Annotated in this window: 17 protein-coding genes; all 17 read right to left on the bottom strand. The window is 40.0% G+C overall.

Annotation, left to right across the window (positions count from 1 at the left end; all coding sequences use genetic code 11):
* Positions 1-13: 13 nt before the first annotated feature.
* The 17 genes from BS636_RS11080 to BS636_RS11000 all read right to left on the bottom strand — a co-directional run bounded on the left by BS636_RS11080 (position 14) and on the right by BS636_RS11000 (position 18,995).
* The gene (locus tag BS636_RS11080; RefSeq protein WP_228206900.1) at positions 14-1,639 is read right to left on the bottom strand and encodes a sigma-54-dependent Fis family transcriptional regulator; all 1,626 of its coding nucleotides are present in this window, start codon (positions 1,637-1,639) and stop codon (positions 14-16) included.
* A 286-nt stretch (positions 1,640-1,925) separates the two neighbouring features.
* On the bottom strand, positions 1,926-2,825 hold the full coding sequence (locus BS636_RS11075; protein WP_099338814.1) for an alpha/beta hydrolase: 900 nt from the start codon (positions 2,823-2,825) through the stop codon (positions 1,926-1,928).
* A 20-nt stretch (positions 2,826-2,845) separates the two neighbouring features.
* On the bottom strand, positions 2,846-4,507 hold the full coding sequence (locus BS636_RS11070) for a flavin-containing monooxygenase (protein ID WP_213064222.1): 1,662 nt from the start codon (positions 4,505-4,507) through the stop codon (positions 2,846-2,848).
* Between the two features lie 375 nt (positions 4,508-4,882).
* Positions 4,883-6,052, bottom strand: coding sequence for an MFS transporter (locus tag BS636_RS11065; protein ID WP_099338813.1), 1,170 nt, complete (start codon positions 6,050-6,052; stop codon positions 4,883-4,885).
* A gap of 70 nt (positions 6,053-6,122) precedes the next feature.
* Positions 6,123-7,406, bottom strand: coding sequence for an MFS transporter (locus tag BS636_RS11060; protein WP_228206899.1), 1,284 nt, complete (start codon positions 7,404-7,406; stop codon positions 6,123-6,125).
* An 86-nt stretch (positions 7,407-7,492) separates the two neighbouring features.
* Positions 7,493-8,290, bottom strand: a complete 798-nt coding sequence (locus BS636_RS11055) for a helix-turn-helix domain-containing protein (RefSeq protein ID WP_171266014.1) — start codon at positions 8,288-8,290, stop codon at positions 7,493-7,495.
* 21 nt (positions 8,291-8,311) lie between these two features.
* On the bottom strand, positions 8,312-9,271 hold the full coding sequence (locus BS636_RS11050; RefSeq protein ID WP_099338810.1) for a PDR/VanB family oxidoreductase: 960 nt from the start codon (positions 9,269-9,271) through the stop codon (positions 8,312-8,314).
* A 9-nt stretch (positions 9,272-9,280) separates the two neighbouring features.
* On the bottom strand, positions 9,281-10,315 hold the full coding sequence (locus tag BS636_RS11045; protein WP_099338809.1) for an alcohol dehydrogenase catalytic domain-containing protein: 1,035 nt from the start codon (positions 10,313-10,315) through the stop codon (positions 9,281-9,283).
* Positions 10,316-10,363: 48 nt separating this feature from the next.
* Positions 10,364-10,852, bottom strand: coding sequence for an aromatic-ring-hydroxylating dioxygenase subunit beta (locus tag BS636_RS11040; RefSeq protein ID WP_099338808.1), 489 nt, complete (start codon positions 10,850-10,852; stop codon positions 10,364-10,366).
* Positions 10,853-10,864: 12 nt separating this feature from the next.
* Positions 10,865-12,127 carry an aromatic ring-hydroxylating oxygenase subunit alpha gene (locus BS636_RS11035; protein ID WP_099338807.1) on the bottom strand — a complete coding sequence of 421 codons (1,263 nt, stop codon included), beginning with the start codon at positions 12,125-12,127 and terminating at the stop codon, positions 10,865-10,867.
* A gap of 227 nt (positions 12,128-12,354) precedes the next feature.
* A complete protein-coding gene (locus tag BS636_RS11030) occupies positions 12,355-13,569 on the bottom strand; it encodes a DcaP family trimeric outer membrane transporter (RefSeq protein ID WP_099338806.1) in 1,215 nt (404 codons plus the stop codon).
* Between the two features lie 77 nt (positions 13,570-13,646).
* Positions 13,647-14,663, bottom strand: coding sequence for a 4-hydroxy-2-oxovalerate aldolase (dmpG, locus tag BS636_RS11025; protein ID WP_099338805.1), 1,017 nt, complete (start codon positions 14,661-14,663; stop codon positions 13,647-13,649).
* Positions 14,664-14,673: 10 nt separating this feature from the next.
* Positions 14,674-15,609, bottom strand: coding sequence for an acetaldehyde dehydrogenase (acetylating) (locus tag BS636_RS11020; protein ID WP_099338804.1), 936 nt, complete (start codon positions 15,607-15,609; stop codon positions 14,674-14,676).
* Between the two features lie 12 nt (positions 15,610-15,621).
* A complete protein-coding gene (locus BS636_RS11015) occupies positions 15,622-16,401 on the bottom strand; it encodes a 2-keto-4-pentenoate hydratase (RefSeq protein ID WP_099338803.1) in 780 nt (259 codons plus the stop codon).
* Positions 16,401-17,261: an alpha/beta fold hydrolase gene (locus BS636_RS11010; RefSeq protein WP_099338802.1), complete on the bottom strand. Its 861-nt coding sequence runs from the start codon at positions 17,259-17,261 to the stop codon at positions 16,401-16,403. The genes BS636_RS11015 and BS636_RS11010 overlap by 1 nt, the downstream gene beginning before the upstream one ends.
* An 11-nt stretch (positions 17,262-17,272) precedes the next feature.
* The gene (locus tag BS636_RS11005; RefSeq protein ID WP_099338801.1) at positions 17,273-18,214 is read right to left on the bottom strand and encodes a 3-carboxyethylcatechol 2,3-dioxygenase; all 942 of its coding nucleotides are present in this window, start codon (positions 18,212-18,214) and stop codon (positions 17,273-17,275) included.
* A 100-nt stretch (positions 18,215-18,314) separates the two neighbouring features.
* A complete protein-coding gene (locus tag BS636_RS11000) occupies positions 18,315-18,995 on the bottom strand; it encodes a hypothetical protein (protein ID WP_099338800.1) in 681 nt (226 codons plus the stop codon).
* Between the last annotated feature and the right edge of the window lie 302 nt (positions 18,996-19,297).

Raw genomic sequence — 19,297 nt, 5'->3', positions numbered from 1 at the left:
TTCAAGAAGAGGATTAAATCACTTCATGCTTTTTCAAACGGTATTCCAGTGCACTGCGTGTCATATTCAAATAGCGGGCAGCTTTGGAAACATTACCTCGGTATTTATTTAATGCCGTCTGTAAAATGGTCGCTTCAACATATTCCATATCAACCTGTTCAGAACTTTGCATCAAGTGTTCAATCAGTTGATTTAAATCGCTTTTAGTCACAATACCCTGAATCTCATTAAATTTTTGTTTATTCTGGCTTAGGAAATCCTGAATGATCTGTTCCTCCAGCATTAAATCTTCTAAATCAAGTGCCGTATCATTAGATAAAAGCACCGAACGTTCCAAGATATTTCTTAATTCACGTATATTTCCCGGCCAGTCATAGCTGTTAAAAAAGGCATACACCCGGTCACTGAAGCCATTAAATGTCTTGTCATACTGCTTTTCAAAGAAGTGGATATAGTATTCAACCAGCAGATTGATATCTTCACGACGTTCTTTCAAAGAAGGAATCAAAACCGGATAGGTAGCTAAGCGGTAATATAGGTCACTACGGAAACGGCCTTCTTCCACTGCTTTTTTTAGGCTTTCATTACAGGCCACCACTACCCGAACATTGGTTTTTCTGGTTTTCGTATCCCCTACTCGCTCAAACTCGCCAGTTTGCAGTACACGTAGTAAAGAAGCCTGCGCCTTCGGTGAAAGTTCAATAATTTCGTCTAAAAAGATAGTACCGCCATCTGCCCGTTCAAATTTCCCCATGCGGTTTTCTGTTGCGCCGGTAAATGCGCCTTTGTTGCTTCCAAATAACTCAGCTTCGATTAATTGTTCTGGCAGGCAGGCACAATTGATTGCAATAAATTCTTTGTCCTTACGTGCACTGTTCTGATGAATACCCCGTGCAAAAGCTTCTTTACCGACGCCGGTACTTCCTTGCAGCAGTACTGTAATATCAGATTCAGCGGCTTTCAGCAGTAATTGACATACCCGAGCAAAGGTCTTGGACTTGCCAATAGCATCAAAATAGCTGTTTAAAAATAATGGCTTTATAGTTTCTATAAAATATTCAGATTTCAACCCATAATGGCTGTCTTGCCCTTCATGACTTTCAATCCGGCAGCATTCATCGCCTTTGGCAACACAATGGGTTTCAATATAGTGATATGGCGTATTCAAAAACTTTGATGTATAGCCACTGGAATATCCGGTCAGCCACCAGCAACAACAGTATGGCGCATAAGAGCGATTTTTGATTTGCGCATAAGCCTCATAAGAATCATTCCATTTAAAAATACCTTTGAACTTGTTCTGGTGTGGATTGAAATCTAAAGTTTCAATGTCTACGTTCACCATGCCGCGTATTTTCGCTAGCTGTGGTCCAGCGACAAAGGCAGACAGAAGGTCATCGGCGCGGAGCTTTAAAGCACGTACAGCATCTTCAATACCAATTTCATACCCCCAGCGGTAAATGATTTTTTTAGCGACATCTAAGCCATATTCATCTATTAAAAATTGTTTCAGGGTATACAAACTGTTGGCATTGAATAACAACGAACGGTCGCCATCGAACCAGATTTTTCCATCTTCACTGTCGAAAGAAATTTTACTAATAAAATCATTTACTGAAATATCCATATAATTTTTCATTGAGTATTTCTCCATACCTCAATCGAACCTTAAAACACCTAAAATGTATTAATATCTTTTTGTTTTTATTTTAATTTAATACTATTTTCCAAAACCTAGTGTATCGGTCGGTTATATGGAAATACAGACGACCTAGGTCTAAAATTACAAATTTAAACGTTTCAACATCTCTACTAAATCTGTTTCAGATAACGACGGCGTCAAGACTTTTACTTTGCATTTAGTGACATTCAAATAATAAAAAACCAGCATTCAATGAATGCTGGTTTTTCTATCTTAGGGAAAACTATCTTAAAAATTTCGCAATTTCTGCCCGAATCAGCTGATGTTCCGGGACCACAGCAGACAGCCAGAAAATGCCATGCACTCCACCCTGAATACGTTTAATCGTAGTGCTCACTCCTTTTTCGATTAAGCACAGGCCATAATATTCAGCATCATCCCGTGAGACTTCATATTCAGTGGTAATAATTAGTGTTTCCGGAGCCTCATTCAAATTTTTGAATTGCAGTGGAGAATATTGGACGGTATGACCGTCCTGTACCTGGTAGTTCTTCCAGAACCAATCCATATCCTGCTGTGAAATTAGATAACCATTTTCCTCGGTCCGTGAGGCAGATTCCATATCCGGCTGAATTACTGGATAAATTAAAATTTGCTTTTTAATTGCAATGCCTTCAGATTTTGCCCACAAAGCAGTTGTTGCTGCCAGATTTCCGCCAGCACTGTCACCAATGAGTGAAATTTGCTTAGGATCGCCTCCATAATATTGAATGTTTTCCAACGTCCAAACTAATCCTTCCCGTGCATCCAAGTGCGCAGCGGGAAATGGATGTTCTGGTGCCAGACGATAGTCAACAGACACCACAATATGCTGGTTCATTTCTGCAAGCACATGACAGGTTTCATCCGCAACTTCCAAATTACCTGCGACGAAACCACCGCCGTGGTAATAAACTAGTACCGGTAAATTCTCTGAAGATATGTTTGGCTGATAAATGCGTAGATACGTCCCGGGCCGGTATTCGATATCCATAGTTTGGCTTTTTCTCTCCACCGGTTTTTGCATGGTTTGAAAAGAAGCGACTACCCCTCTTACTTCGTCTACCTGACTTTGATGAAAAGGTTTAATGCCTGCAGCCTGAATCTGGCCTAATAATGTTTCAATTTCTGCGGTAATTGGCATAACTTTTTGCTCCCTGCAAATTAAGATACTTGTTGAAGTGAAGTGCGCTGAGTATCGGCGGTAACAAATTTAAATCCTTTATAATTTGCTGAAACCACCTCATCGCAGATCTCACGATACTTTGGAGCACCGCCTAAATAGACTAAACAACGGCGCGGTTTGCCCGGTATGTTAGCCCCCATATACCAGGAATCAGTATTTGGTAGCAGACTCGCTTGCGCCAGCTCATTGGCATGGTTGACCCACTCTTCTTCCGCTTGAGCCTCAGCATCTACCTCCAGCAGCTGTTGGTCCAGCATGTGCTTAATAATGCCTGTAGCCAGATCGACATGGTCTTCTATCGCAAGCGGCATGTTATACAGCACGGAAGGACTTTGTGGACCCGTCACCAAGAACAGATTCGGGAAGCCGTTAACCGTATGGCCTAGATAGGTACGCGGCCCGTCTTTCCATTTATCTGTTAGCTTTTCTTGATTTTTGCCTTGCAGACCTAAGGCGAACAGTGGCCCAGTCATGGCATCAAAGCCGGTCGCTAAAATCAGGACATCCACTTCATAAAGCTTATCGCCTACTACCACACCATTTTCTTCAATTCGGGTAATTGGTGTTTTTTTCACATCAACTAAATGGGCATTGTCTTGGTTATAAACCTCATAATAGCCGCTTTCCATCGGTGGACGTTTTGTACCGTAACAATAGTCTTTCGGAGCAAGTAGATCAGCCACTTCTGCTTTTTTCACACGCTGGTGAATTTTCTGGCGGATAAATTCTGACACAGTCTCATTGGCTTTTGGGTCAAACAGAATATCCTGATAACTGTCGATAAAGAGTCGGAATCCTCCACGGCGATAGCGATCTTCATAGACTTTTAGACGCTCTTCTTCCGGTACAGCCAAGGCAGACGGCTGAACTTCGTTATAAGGGACGCCTAGAAAATGATTACGCGAGTTAGAACGAATCAGGGAATACTGTTTCTTATTGGCCTGGTCTTCTGCTGGCTGATTCAGTCCGTTGCCCAAAGGGGTTGAATAGTTAGGTGTACGCTGGAAAACATATAACTCACCTACTTCTTTGGCAATTTCTGTAATCAGCTGGATACCTGTAGATCCAGTTCCAATTACACCTACACGCTTACCTTTTAAGCTGATTGGTTCTTTAGGCCAGTTGCCTGTAATCAAGGTAGGACCTTTGAAGTTTTCTACACCTGGGAACTCTGGTTTTTTAGGTACTGATAATGTACCTACACCGGAAATAAAAAAGCGGGATTTAATGGCTTCGCCTTGATTGGTAGTAACCAGCCAGTATTTTTCCTGCTCGTTCCACACTACAGAATTTACTTTAGTGTTAAAAGTAATATCTTTTCTAAGATCAAAACGGTCTGCAACATGGTTGAGATATTTTAGAATTTCTGGCTGGGCCGCAAATTTCTCACTCCAGGTCCATTCCTGCTGTAACTGTTGATCAAATGAATAAGAGTAATGCACACTCTCGATATCACAGCGTGCGCCAGGATAATTATTCCAGTACCATGTTCCACCAACATCCGGAGCACTTTCAAAAACTCTAACAGGCACTTTCATCTGATCACGCAGTTTATATAATGAATATAGTCCAGTGAATCCTGCGCCAACTACCGTTACTAATGTATCAACACCTTTCATTAAAATATTTAAATTGTCCATGAAACTTCTCCAATGTTCTCGAATTATCCTTTTGCTTAAATTTCCTATCTAAGCTTTTAGGTACTTCGCAAGGAGTGTGCCAACAAATAAGTATTTGTTTTTAAAACATATTTAAATAAAATTATCTAATTAAAATTGATGATTTCAAAAAATTTAAAAAAAATTGATGATTTGATGAATTATTTCTGGCTAATGGGAAAAGCAAAATTTCAATATGATAAAGACACAGAAAGAACTGGAAATTATTTCGAAATAAATATTTTAAATAAGAATAAATTAGATTTTTAAAAATAGATTTAATAATTCTGCTTAAACCTAGACTTAGACCTAGATTTAAGCTTCACTTTCATAAGTCGCCTTTAAGAAATATACATATTATTTGTTTTCAGCTATTTTATTAATTACATAGCATGCGATAGCACAGATCATTCCATACGAACAGCACCCTACCCAGCCAAAATGATTCCATAGATAGATTGCAATTACTGAGCCAATAGCAGCCCCGCTGAAGTACAAACCCATATAAATGGCATTCAGACGTGATTTTGAATTTGGATCAATTCCATATACCACGTTCTGATTAGTAATGTGCAATACAGTTAAGGCTATATATATCATGATCAGCCCGATCACATAAATAAGCAGATTAACCTGGGCAAAATATAAAACACACCAACTCAAAATTAATAAAATTAATGAATAATGAGTGAGCTGTTGTTCTTTGCCCTTCTGGAAAAACTTCCCAATAGAGGGTCCAATGATGATTCCTGCAATTCCCACCAGCCCTACTAAACCAATCTGAAAATCACTGTACTCATATGGTTGCTCTGATAATAATAATGCCATCGTAGTGAATACTGTACTCACTGTGCCAAAACATAAAAAACCTAGAATTGAACGCTGACGTAGTAAAGGTTTAGTTTTAATCAGCACATACATCGAATGAAAGATAGAAAAGTATTGAATCTTTTTTGGAAAATGTGATGGTAATTTCAATTGTAAAATCATGGCAAAGATAAGCAACAAGACACCACTGATCAAATACACATAATGCCACTCCCCAATTGATGAAATAAAACCCGCTGCAGTTCTTGCCAGCAAAATCCCCATCATTAAACCGCTCATAAGCGTACCTACCACTTTGGCGGATTGCTGAGGTAAGGCAAGAATCGTAGAAAACGGGATCAGAATCTGTGCTGCGACCACAAATAAACTACTGATAGCTGTACCAATGAAAAATACCTGTATATCCCATGATAGGTAACAAATTAATTGGCCAAGGGCTGCTATAGCCATAAACCCAGTAATTGTTTTTTTAGTTTCGAAATAGTCACCTAATGGTACAAGTAATACTAAACCTATAGTAAACATAGTCTGTGCAATAACACTAGAATATGCTGCCACTGTCATAGTCACATCAAAATCATGAGCGATGGAACTTAACAAAGGTTGATTGTAATAATTGCTTCCCGTACAGAGTCCACAGGCAATCGCCATCATCAGAACCAGGTAATTAGAAAGTGGTTGTTTTCTTAAATTTGTCATGACCGTCTCAATTAAAAATGCCCAATGAATTCACATTGGGCATTTGTATTATGCATACAGCATTTGATTCTTAAGCTTTAGATTCAGCACCAGATACTGCTTCATCAGCTGTTTTTTTCGCATCTCTTTGATTTACTGATTTAGCAGGAATCGTAAAGATAGTTAATGAACCTAATACAATGACAAATGAAATTACATACAGTGCCATACCAGGATCGGCAATATGGTCACGCATCCAACCAATCATATATGGTGCACCGAATGATGCAACACTACCAAACGAGCTGATAATACCTAAACCTGCAGCCAACGTTGCTGTTGACAAGAAGGATTGAGGGAACTGCCAATATAGTGGTAATGCAGCTGTGGAACCCATACCAGCTAACATTAAGCCAATCACAACAAATACAACATTTGTTGACATCGCACCTGCAAGACACAATCCAATAGCAGTCAACATCATTGGAATGAATAAGTGCCAACGACGCTCACCTTTTGTATCTGAGGATTTACCGATGTAGAACATGAATGCTACGCCTACGATATACGGTAAAGCACTTAACAAGCCTACAGAGAAGTTGCTTGAGATACCCGCACCGTGAATAAACGTCGGTGTCCATAGTTGCAATGTATTTAAGCTTAGACGTAGTGAGAAGTAAATCAGCACTAGAATCCAAATATACTTGTTGAAGAAAATTGCTGAGAATGAAGTGATCGATTCAACTTTGGCTTTTTCTTCTGATTGCAGTTCACTCAAGATGTATTGTTTCTCAGCAGGTGTTAACCAGTGAGAATCTTGAACTGTGTTTGGAAGATACTTTAATACAATTAAAGCAAGGAAGATTACAGGTACACCTTCCAGGATGAACATCCATTGCCAACCACGTAAGCCATTGGTCATGTCCATACTATCAATAATGAGGCCTGAAATCGGTCCACCAATAATACCTGCAATTGGAATAGCAATCGTATACCAGGCTGTCATGGTTGCACGGCGACGCTTAGGGAACCAACGTGAAATATATAGAACGATACCTGGGAAGAAACCAGCCTCTGCCGCACCTAAAAGAAAACGGACTGCATAGAACTGTTCAGGTGTTTGGACCATATACATAATGGCAGTCAAAGCACCCCAAATAATCATAATGGTACAAATCCAACGCTTTGCGCCAAATTTGTCTAAAGCTATATTACTCGGCAGACCAAATGCTGCATAAGCAATAAAGAACAGACCAGCACCGAAACCAAACATGGTTTCACTGAATCCTAAATCTGATGTCATTTGCAGTTTTGCGAAACCGACGTTCATTCGGTCTAAATTTGCAAAAATTGCACATAGGATAATAAGTGGCATCGACCTTAATGCCACTTTTTTATCCAAAGCCCTCGAATCTATCATTTGATTGTTTTCCATTTGGCAAAATCCTTTGCACAGAACAGTTACTCTGAATTAATCAACTGTTCTATCTGGTTTTTACCTGCTTTCATTGTATCTACCAACGTCTGGAAATTTTTCAATTTCTTAACAGCACTCAGAAGATAGACACAATTCAAACAGGCAATCACTTCATGGTTTTTAATAATCGGGAAAGCTATGGCACCAAATTTCGGCTCATCTTCCCAATCCCCACTATTAATCCCATACCCTCTTGTTCGAGTTTCATTAATTACTTTCTTGATATATTCAGGGTCTTTAGCATAACTTGAGTACTCATCATTTTTATCTTGCAACAGTTGTAGAATTAGCTCCCGCTCCTGTTGGGATACAAATGATAAAAATGCACGACCTGCAGCTGTTTTTAGCACAGGCATGCGACGACCAGGAATCGCAGAGTGAAAAGATAAACGGCTATATGGACGTGTACTGTTACGCGCCACCATTTCATCTTTATCAAAGGTTAATATTGAACACGGCCAAACAATCTGTTTAGAAACCTCCTTCATGATTGGCCATGCTATTTCAACCACTTCCACCGTATCCCGATAACCACAGCTCAAGCTTTTAACCTGATAGGTCAAGCTATATAACCCTGTAATTGAATCGTATTTAACGAAACCACTTTCTCTTAATGTCTCTAGTAATCGCTTGACAGTTGTACGGTGTAACCCAGTATCTTTACTCAGTTCTGAAACACGGCTCGCCGTATTGGTCATATTGTTAAAGCACTGGATTAGCTGTAAACCTCGTTGTAAGGTTTGACAGGTTTTATACGGACTTTCTTGATCACTTGAAGACATAGTCAAATCCATTTGAAGTGTTTAAAGGTCAAGTACTAATTTCTTAGATTTTGCACCTGAACAACAGATCATCATGGTCTGATTGCTTACTTTTTCTTCATCTGATAAAAGTGCATCGCGATGGTCTGCTTCACCACTAATAATTGTGGTTTCACAGCTACCGCAGATACCTTCACGACATGAAGATGGAACTGACACACCCGCTTCAAACACCACATCCAAAATAGACTTTCCAGCAGGCACTTTTAAAATCAAATTAGATTTCGCTAATTCGATTTCATAACCACCATCTAGAGCAGCTTCTTCTTTTGCAGAGAAGTACTCTAAATGTGCAGTATCTTTACGATGTTCAGTTGCTGCCTCAAATGCATTCAACATGCCTTTCGGACCACAACAATAAAAATGTGATTCAGCCGCCGTACTTCGTGCCAATTCAGCCAAGTTTAAGCTTTGACCATCTGCTTCATGGTCAAAGTAGTACTGTACTTTATTTCCAGATTTTTCAGATAATTCAGTAAGTTGATCTTGATATGCTGCATGCTGACGTGTACGTGCACAGTAATGTACAGTCCAAGCTTTACCTAAAGCATTTAAACGATAAGCCATGGCCAAAATTGGAGTAATACCAATACCACCGGCAATCAGGACATAATTCTCTGTGCTTTCATCTAGGGGAAAATTATTACGTGGAGCAGTTGAAAATATCAGATCGCCTTCTTTTAGCGATTGGTGAATATAAGATGAACCACCTTTACTTACAGGAGAACGATGTACTGCAACCACATAACGATGTGCTTCACTGCAATCATTCGCTAATGAATAACTACGGTAAAGATCTTCTTTTAGTTTGATCTCAATATGTGCACCAGCTTCAAATTTTGGTAATTCAAAATTTGTATCAGCTGAAACAAATTCAATCTCACGAATGTCTTGTGCTACATCCTTGATGCTTGCAACTTTCAATAGGATATTGTGTTCCATATATCCTCCTTACTCACAAATAATTACAGGTTTAATCGCTTCACCTGCCAACACCAGCTCAAATGCACGTGCTGCATCATTGAGTTCAAGACGGTGACTAATCACAGGATCCAGATTAATTTTTTTGTCATAGACCAATTGGGACGCGACTTGCCACGTACTCCAGATTTTTCGGCCATGAATGTTGTAAATGGTCGGACGTGATTTACGCCAGATGCCAAAATCGAATTCAAAAGCCTGATTTGGTGTCGCACACCATTTCAGCTCTGCACCAATGGCAAGGAATTGAAAGGCATTTTTAGCTCCTTCCACACTGCCTGTATATTCAAATACCACTTGAGCACCCGAGCCCTGAGTCAAAGCTTTTACAGTGGCTACAGCATCAAATTTCAGAGGATTGACTGCTTCGTCCGCACCCATTTCCTGAGCGACTTGCAATCGATAGTCATTGGTGTCTACTGCTATGACTTTAGATGCACCAAAGTGTTTGGCGACCGCAATATTCATTAAACCGATCGGACCACAGCCATTAACGACTACAGTTTTACCCGCGACACCTTTACCTTCTAGCGTGGCATTGACCGCAATACCTAAAGGTTCAAGCAGTGCTGCATGTTCAATAGAAATATCAAGTGGATTAACCCAGGCAATACAGGTCGGAACTGTTGCATATTCAGCAAATGTACCGTTAATATCGATCCCTGGATAACGCGTATTTGGGCAGATGTGAGTGTCACCCGCTTTACATGCAGGACATACCCAACATGGGATATGACTTTCCAGACTGACCAAATCACCAATTTTTAAGCCGCTGTTTTGATCACCTAATTCAACAATTTCCCCAACAGCTTCATGACCTAAAGTGGTTGGAAAATTCATACGCTGAGCATAAGTGCCTGCACCTTTATAGACACTCATATCAGTGCCACAGAGACCACTTGCCTTGATCTTAATCAGCATTTCGCCAGGATTTGGTTGTCGCACATCCACATGTTGAAGTGTGATATTCCCCATTCCGCTAGCTACTTTATTTAGCGCGAGCATAAAAATTCTCTATAAAAAGATGCTGGGCAAAATGCCCAGCAATAGAAATTACATAAGGAAAGACAAACCAAAAATTGGCTGATGACGATTTAACAGTTTGATCACTTTGTCTTTGATCTTCCATTCACCGTTTACTTTGGTAAAAGTTGCCGTGCAATGCGCTGGATAATGGTTAATATTACCCAAGCCACGTTGACGCCAGTCACCTGAACGCATTTCCATCAACAACATTGCGAATGTTGCAGATGCTTGTTCTTCACCTTCTACAACCTGAATATCAATATTGCTGATCATACGAAGTGTTTGTGATGCTGGATCTTGAGCAACACGGTGTTGACGCATAATCTGTTCAACACGCATTTTCAAACGTTCGATGTCATCATAAATAATGGATGAATCTTTTAATGGATCACAGTTTTCATCCATTGGAATCCAGTAGCTGCCATCTTCAGCATAAAGCTCTAACCAGTCATCCAGTTTAGTCTGGTCAAGTAAAGCTGCTTCTTTATGGATTAGTGCTTGAATTTCATTTTTCACAGTTTCAGTCCCTTATTTAGATAACATTGTTGTCCATTTACGCCAGAACGCACGTTGAGGAGCTTCATCACTGTAAACACCTACACGCTCACCTGTTTCTTTGACTTCTTCTTTACCTAAGCCACGGCTTAAGGTAATCCAATCCATACCAATAGCATTCAATGCATTTTGGTTACCATTGAAGACATCAGTATCATCAGCAGACAGAATCCCTGCTGTACCAACACGTGTTTGCGCATCGAGCATACGGTTCGCATTGATCGATTCATGAGCGCCGTCAATCATCAATGGGTATGAATACACTTCAGTTTTGTCGTGAGAAATTGGCTGAATCACACGGATATTGAAGTCAAAGATCACTAGGTTAGGGAAAATCAGGAACTGGCGGTTTGTTAGAGTATCCGCTGCACCTTGCTCACCGAATAAATCAACCAGTTTTTGGCTATATTCAGCACGTGCTTGTGGATCAACATTACCTGATTCTAAAGGCGCACCCGCTTCTAATGTACCGTGTCCTTCTGGATAACCGCGTGTATATCCTTCTTGGCGAACTGCTACATCTAATGCACGGTTTTCAAAAGAACCTGCGAATTTTTTTACTGTGTTAAATGCTGAGCGGTGTACAAACCCTGGGTGATAGCCGTCATATACATTTTCAGCCTGGAATTTCCAGTTACCATCATAGCCATAACGATGTGGTGTGCATGCTTTATAAGTTGAACCTGCAGTACGTTGTAACCAGATATCAATATGTTCTTTAATGCCACCTAGGAAGTCTTCCAAAGGCTCAACATTTTCATTGAAAGAACCAAATACTAAACCGCCATAAGATGCAATACGTGGCACCATTTTCAGGTTTTTATCAGACTTATCGAAACAGTCGTGGTAACGCTGTTCATCTGGAATACCAATCAATTCACCGTTTGGACGGAAAGACCAGCCGTGGTAAGGACAAACAAAAGCACGGGTATTACCCTTTTCAGTACGACATACAGTTGCACCACGATGCGGACAGGCATTTAAAAATGCAGAAATACTGCCATCACGGCTACGGGTTACTACAACTGGACGTGTACCAATTTGCGTAGACTTATAGTCATTTGCTTTAGCAATTTCACTTTCATGACATAGATAAATCCAGGTCTTATAGAAAATGTTATTCATCTCTAATTCAAAGATTTCTTGTCCACGGTATGCTGCCGTATTTACGCGAAATTCTGCTTCTTTTTCATCTACAATGCCGAGCACTGGTGACTCAATTAACTTAATGTTCATACTACGCTTCCTTGTTAACCAAGCACGAAAACTTTGGTGATTTGGTTTGACTGGGGTTAATTCATACTAGAAAGCTAGGACTTATCATTCAATCAATTCAGCAATAGTGGTGCACTATGTGCACCATACTTTGTAGAAAAAATAAACCCCGCATACATGCAGGGTTTATGTTCAAAAATTGCAAGATGAGCTAAGAAAAAACTCATTAAACTTTAGTCGCATATAACTTAGAATGAATATTTCACCATACCTTCTAAACGACTATCTGTACCTTGACGACCTAGGAAATCTTTACGCTCACCATAGACGTATTCTACAGCGTAGCTTAACGATTTATTTGGTGCATAGAACAAGTTTGCCCAACCTTGGTACAGGCTTTCATTCGCTTCTGGTTTTAAACGCGCATATTCACCATCTTCAGCAAGCATTGCACCAACACCAAGTGTAGAACGCCATTTTGCATTCCAGTTATGGGTAAGGCCTAGTGCTAGAGAATCATACTCGTTTTCCACGATATCCTTGTCTTGGTCTAAGACGTAGGCATCATTGGCAAACAGCATATATTTACTGTCGCCTTTCACATGGTAGTAGTCAGCATGCAGCTTATTGGATTCATTTAACTGATAGATTCCACCTAATCCCAAGCCCCAAGCAAACGCCTCGTCCTCACTGGTTTTCTTTTGCATTGCCAAAGTTCTGAAGTTCAGGATACTTTTGCCATCATTAGACTTAATTTGGGTTTTGGTTGTTAAAGCGGGTAAACGGGTTTGGTCATCGGTATTTTTACTATTACTACCATCTTCCAGTGCAATCCAGGATTTAAGGTTTTTATCGAAACTGTGTTGGTACTGGATCATTGGGTTACGCTGAATACCACCACCCACGTTAGCCATAAAATCTACCATTTCTGGAAGTACGTCAGCAGAAACGAATGGGGATGTAGTTTGACCGAATAACCAGTTATTTACTTTCACATAAGCATGACGAATACGCAGTTGATCCTGAGTTGAACCACCACGGAAATCGACTTCAATTTTCCCGTTAATATCTTGGTCATTAACTTTGGTATTAATATCTAAGCCAAAACGACTCGCATTGACATTAAACAATGTACGTCCATTGACATTGTTTGGACTAGAATCTAAAGGCACTGTACTGATCTTATTGAAGATTGCATCTGCACCTTCAAAATGATGAGCCACATCTGCACGAATAAAACCATAAGGTTTAAATTCTATATTCTTAGCTACTGTAGCTGGCTTAGTTGCTTGCTGTGTAGCCTGAACTTGTGACAACTCCAACTCTTGCTGCTTGGATTTTTGTTCTAAAAACTCCAGTTTTTCCTTGAGTACCTGGATTTCTTGAGCAAGATTATCCTCTGCCAAAACACCCTCTGAAGCCGCTACTATAAAAGCAGCTAATACAATCTTTTTAAACAACATACATCGTTCCCTGAAAATAAAAAGTAAAAAAGCTCCAAACTCCCTCATGCGAGGAAGTTTGGAGAAAAGAGAAAAGGTTATTTTTTAGAAAGCAGATCTAACGCTACATCAACAATCATATCTTCCTGACCACCGACCATACGGCGTTTACCTAGCTCAAGAAGAATGTCTACAGTCGACACACCGTATTTTTCTGCTGCAATTTCTGAATGACGCAAGAAGCTTGAATACACACCAGCATAGCCAAGTGCCAGAGTTTCACGGTCTACACGTACTGGACGGTCCTGTAATGGACGCACAATGTCATCTGCCGCATTCATTAAGCGGTATAGGTCAGTGCCATGATTTACACCCATTTTGTCTACTGCAGCAATGAATGCTTCTAAAGGTGCATTACCAGCACCTGCACCCATACCTGCCAGGCTTGCATCAACACGATCACAACCTTCTTCAAGCGCTACGATTGAGTTGGCAACACCAAGTGACAAGTTGTGATGTGCGTGAATACCTGTTTCGGTTTCAGGTTTCAATACATCTTTCAGAGCACGGAAACGATCGCGAATATCCTGCATGCCCATAGCACCACCCGAATCCACAACGTAGATACAAGTCGCACCATAGTTTTCCATCAGTTTTGCCTGTTCTGCCAAACCTTGTGGAGTCTGCATATGACTCATCATCAAAAAACCGACAGTATCCATTCCCAAATTACGGGCATATTCGATGTGCTGTTTAGATACATCGGCTTCGGTACAGTGGGTTGCCACACGTACAATTGATGCCCCTGCTGCATGAGCATTTTTCAGGTCATGAATCGTAGCAATGCCCGGTAGTAGCAGGGTCGCAATTTTGGAATGTGAAATCACGTCACGAACTGCTTCAATCCATTCAATGTCACTGTGAGCACCAAAGCCATAGTTAAAGCTCGAACCTTGTAAGCCGTCACCATGAGCGACCTCAATAGAGTCAACTTTCGCCAGATCCACTTCACGCGCAATCTGACGTACGTTTTCTAGTGAATACTGATGACGTACGGCATGGCTACCATCACGTAAGGTTACATCTGAGATGTAAATTTTCTTGTTTAAATCCATGATGATCTCCTTATGCCATAATCGCTTGCGCGATCTTTTCAGCTGTAGCCAATCCTGCTGATGTCATGATGTCCAAATTCCCTGCATAGGCAGGAAGGAAGTTTGCAGCACCTTCAACTTCAAGGAATACTGACGTTTTTAAACCTGAACGATAGCCCAAGCCTTCAATACGAACGGGTTTATCTTCTGGAATAATGTCGAACTGAACATCTTGTTTTAAACGATAGCCAGGAACATAAGCTTGAACTTGGGCGACTAAATTTTGTACAGATGCACGAATGGCTTCTTGATCCGCTAATTCAGATAAAACAAAGACAGTGTCACGCATCATTAAAGGAGGTTCAGCAGGATTCATAATGATGATTGCTTTACCTTTCTCTGCCCCACCAACTGCTTGAATCGCTTGAGATGTAGTTTCTGTAAATTCATCAATATTGGCACGAGTACCTGGACCAGCAGACTTGCTCGCAATCGATGCAATGATCTCTGCATAATGAACTTTGGCAATGCGGGATACTGCATGCACCATTGGAATGGTTGCCTGACCGCCACAAGTCACCATATTGACATTATTGACTTGCAGGTGATCTTCACCATTTACGACAGGCACACAGTAAGGTCCTATCGCAGCAGGTGTTAAATCTACCATTTTGATATTTGGTTTTACTTCACGGAGCAGCTTGTCATTTTCAATATGTGCTGCTGCTGATGTTGCATCAAAAACAATGTCGATCTCCTGAAATAAAGGATCAGCAATAAGACCTTGTACACCAGTCGAAATTGCTTTAACACCTAAACGTTCAGCGCGTGCCAAACCTTCTGATTTAGGGTCGATTCCAACGAAAGCACCCATTTCAAGGTTTTGACCATGACGGATCACTTTGATCATCAAGTCTGTACCAATATTTCCTGAACCGATAATGGCTACTTTTAGCTTCTTACTCATTCTTGTATCCAATTAGATAAATTTAACCTTCAGGGGTGCAAAGCCATCAATTTGAGTTTCAAACTCATCTCCGGCTTTCACGTTCACCATTGGTCCTAATGCACCTGATAAAATAATTTCTCCAGCTTGTACTGGGGTACCAAGGCTCAACATCTTGTTCACAAGCCACATTGCAGCATTGAGTGGATTACCCAAGCATTCCAAACCTGAACCCTGAGAAACCAGTTCACCATTTTGTGTCAGTGTCATCTTGACTGTTGCACAGTCCACTTCTGCAATGGCTTTACGCTCACCTGATAGGACATAGGCTGCACTTGAAGCATTGTCTGCAACGGTGTCTACAAAACGAATTTTCCAATCCTGGATACGACTATCGACGATTTCGAAAGATGGAATGACATAGGAAATGTATTGCTGCATTTCTTCAATCGTTTGAATCGGTTGCTCAATATTTTTTTTAATTAAGAAAGCTAACTCGGCTTCAATTTTCGGTTGAATAAAATGCTCTGCTAGAATCGCCGACTCTTCAGAAAGATCCATATGATTGAGCAGCACACCAAAATCTGGCTGATCTACACCGAGTTGTTGCTGAACTTTGGGATTGGTTAAACCAATTTTTTTACCCGTCACCGTGGCATTTTGCTGTAACTGCTTTTCAATATTTCTAGCTTGAATGGCATAGGCTTCAACTTCTGCATCTGAAATTAAGAGCTGTTTTACGATTTCGACTTCAATCGGATCTTTATCAACTGAAGCGAGAAGATCTGCAAGTCTCTGACTATTTTCTAACATTACTTTTCATCCTCTAAGAATTGAGTAAGTAATGCATTAAAATCGGCCGCATGTTCCCACTGTGCCCAATGTCCACAACGGTTAAAGATATGCATTTGTGAGTTTTTGATTAGGCTCAGTAAGCGTAAGCCAATATCGAGTGGGAGGAAGCGGTCATCACGTCCCCATACGATCAAGGTTTTGTGTTGGATTTGATCGAGCTGTGCAGATACATCAGGGAACTGTTTTGGATTAGCTTTAAAGCTACCAATAAAGTTATCGAGGTGAGCTTGGTTACTTAAAATATTTTTTAAACGACCTTGCAATAACTCTTCTGTCATTTGACTCGCATCGTAAATAAAGACATTCATTAAATCTTTCAAATGCTCAAGAGTTGGTTGACGATAAACTTTCTGAATCTGTTTGATACCTTCAGCTGGCATTGGAGTAAACAGGCTCACACCACCAGTACCACCGCCCATCAAAATCAACTTATCCACACACTCTGGATGTAATAAGGTGAACACCGTACACGAGTGTGCTCCCATTGAATTACCTACCAAATGGGCTTTCTCAATCTCAAGCTGATCTAAAACCTGTTTCAGTTGTTCTGCATTTAAATGAGAACGGGAGCCAGCACATAGAATGCTGTCACTTTCACCCCAGCCAAGACAGTCGAGCAGAACCACCCGATAGCCAAGATTCACAAAATGGTCTACGTTTTTATTAAAGTTACTCCAACCATTCGCACCTGGACCAGAACCATGCAGCATCACAATCGTCTCTTGGCCTTGACCAATATCATTGAGATGGACTTGATAGGTTTTATCTTCAATTTGGACAGGCAAAAAACGCGAGGTCGACTCGTAGCTATATGTCATGAATAGAATCCTTAAACTAATTTGGCTGAGAGAATGCCGTAACCAGCAATCCATTCTGGAATAGGTTCATAAAATTGTGATTGCACTTTGAAATCGCCAAAACTTTGGAATGCTCTGGCAGCCGCCACCCATGTTTTGACTTCATGAGTCGACTTTCCTGCAATCTCAGACACCTCTTTATTGCTCATATTGGCAAGTGTTTGATAATCGCTGTTGATCAGACATTTTATAAACATCTGATCCCATTCAGGATTTAGAGGATGCAAGCAGTTTTGATCCTTGATAAATGCATGAGCTGCATCAATTACACGCTGGGTACGCAATTGACGTTCATCTGCTGGTAGATTCTTTCCACTACCTAATAATCTGTCTTTCATATGATCATTCGCGGTGACCAATTCAGGTACAGGCGGCTGGTGTGACAAACCACCTGAGGCCAGCAGTAATACTCTTTTATTCAGATTTTTTAAATACTGCCCTAGCGCTTCGCCAAATTCGATTGCACGCTTGAATGTCGGCATTGGTGGAGCAACTGAATTGATAAAAATAGGAATGACTGGTACAGAAGTCAGTGAACTGAAATTAGTTTCAAGAGGTTGAGCAAAGGCATGATCAACTTGCATCTGATAAGATACAGCCAAATCAAAACCTGCTTCTATCATATGGGTAGCTAAAGCTTCTGCATCAGCTTGAGGTACACTAAGTTCACCTGCCGCGGTATTAAAATCGCCAATTGCACGAGCTTGCATGCCAATACAGAACTGTGGCATCACATCATAGAAAAAACCATTGTAATGGTCTGGACCGAATAAAATAACGAGCTCTGGATCGAAAGCTTGAATCTGCTGACGAATATTAGCTTCAGTCTGTGTGATTGCATCTAAAATTGTCTGGGCTGGATCAACTATCCCAACCAAAGGGGTATGTGACATGCAATGTAAATACGCAGTCATAGTTCCGTCCTGGATACAAGATTTACTGCGCCATCATGGCAAATCCTCTTCTAATCAGACAAGAATAGTTGGTATTTATGTGCACCATGTGCACCACCCTCTAAATCTGATCTAGCTTTGTTTCGGTTAAATGAGTGATATATGAATTAACTAGATATTTGATTAAAAAATTAATATCTTGATAAATATGATTAAATTTATATTCAGGTTGTATTAAATGCTTTAAGAGTGCTTTCTTATGTTGGGTATAAAATAGTGAAAGCTTTTGGGCAGACAAAATGATTTTTAGCTGTTGGGTTAAATTGAGTATTTCACTGGAAATTTCTAGTCGTGCATCATGTTTATAAATAAAGCGTTCTTGCACAGCCAAACTATCAACTAAATCATTGGCATCTAAATAAGAAAAAAAATATAAGTCCTGAATCTCTTCAGCTGAATAGGCCTCATGAATATTGTTAGAGATAAATTCTTCACTTAATAATTTAAGAGAGCGTTGTACAGTATTTGCCTGTTCCAATTGCATCCAGCGAGAAATCTCTTTTAATAGCTGTAATTTAATAATTTTATCGAGTTTTAATTCACTTTTATGATGAATAAGAATAATACAGAACTGTTCAAAGACTTGGGAATAATACAATTCATCATTTGCTTTTTGTGAAGCTAGTTGTAGCAACAGGTTAAACTTATTAAGATCTTGCTGTAACTTATACGAGCAATCCTGCATCCATTTCAGTTCAATACCATATTGAGCAGTTTTAAAATATTTTTGAAAAATTCCCATATTTTCCTCCTTGATAGAAGGAAAGGATAATTTTGATTTGATTTATTGGTTGCTTGAGTAAAATACAATATGGTTAAAAACCAAAGAGATTTTTTATTTAAAATAATATTCATTTTCAAAATGATAAATGCAAATAAATATTTTAAGTCTTACTGTTTCTACTTTATAAACACAATTTTTTTCAACAAAAACCTGTCCCTTTATTACCAAGTTTTTTGATTATGCTTTCATAGGCTATATTTCACTTTTATCATTGAGACAGACTTAAAATAATAAAACTTGTATAAACAAAGCCCATTTAT

Origin of the sequence: Acinetobacter sp. LoGeW2-3 (assembly GCF_002688565.1) — a bacterium.
In the GTDB taxonomy this organism is placed as follows: domain Bacteria; phylum Pseudomonadota; class Gammaproteobacteria; order Pseudomonadales; family Moraxellaceae; genus Acinetobacter.
This window is presented reverse-complemented; position numbering and strand designations above follow the sequence as displayed.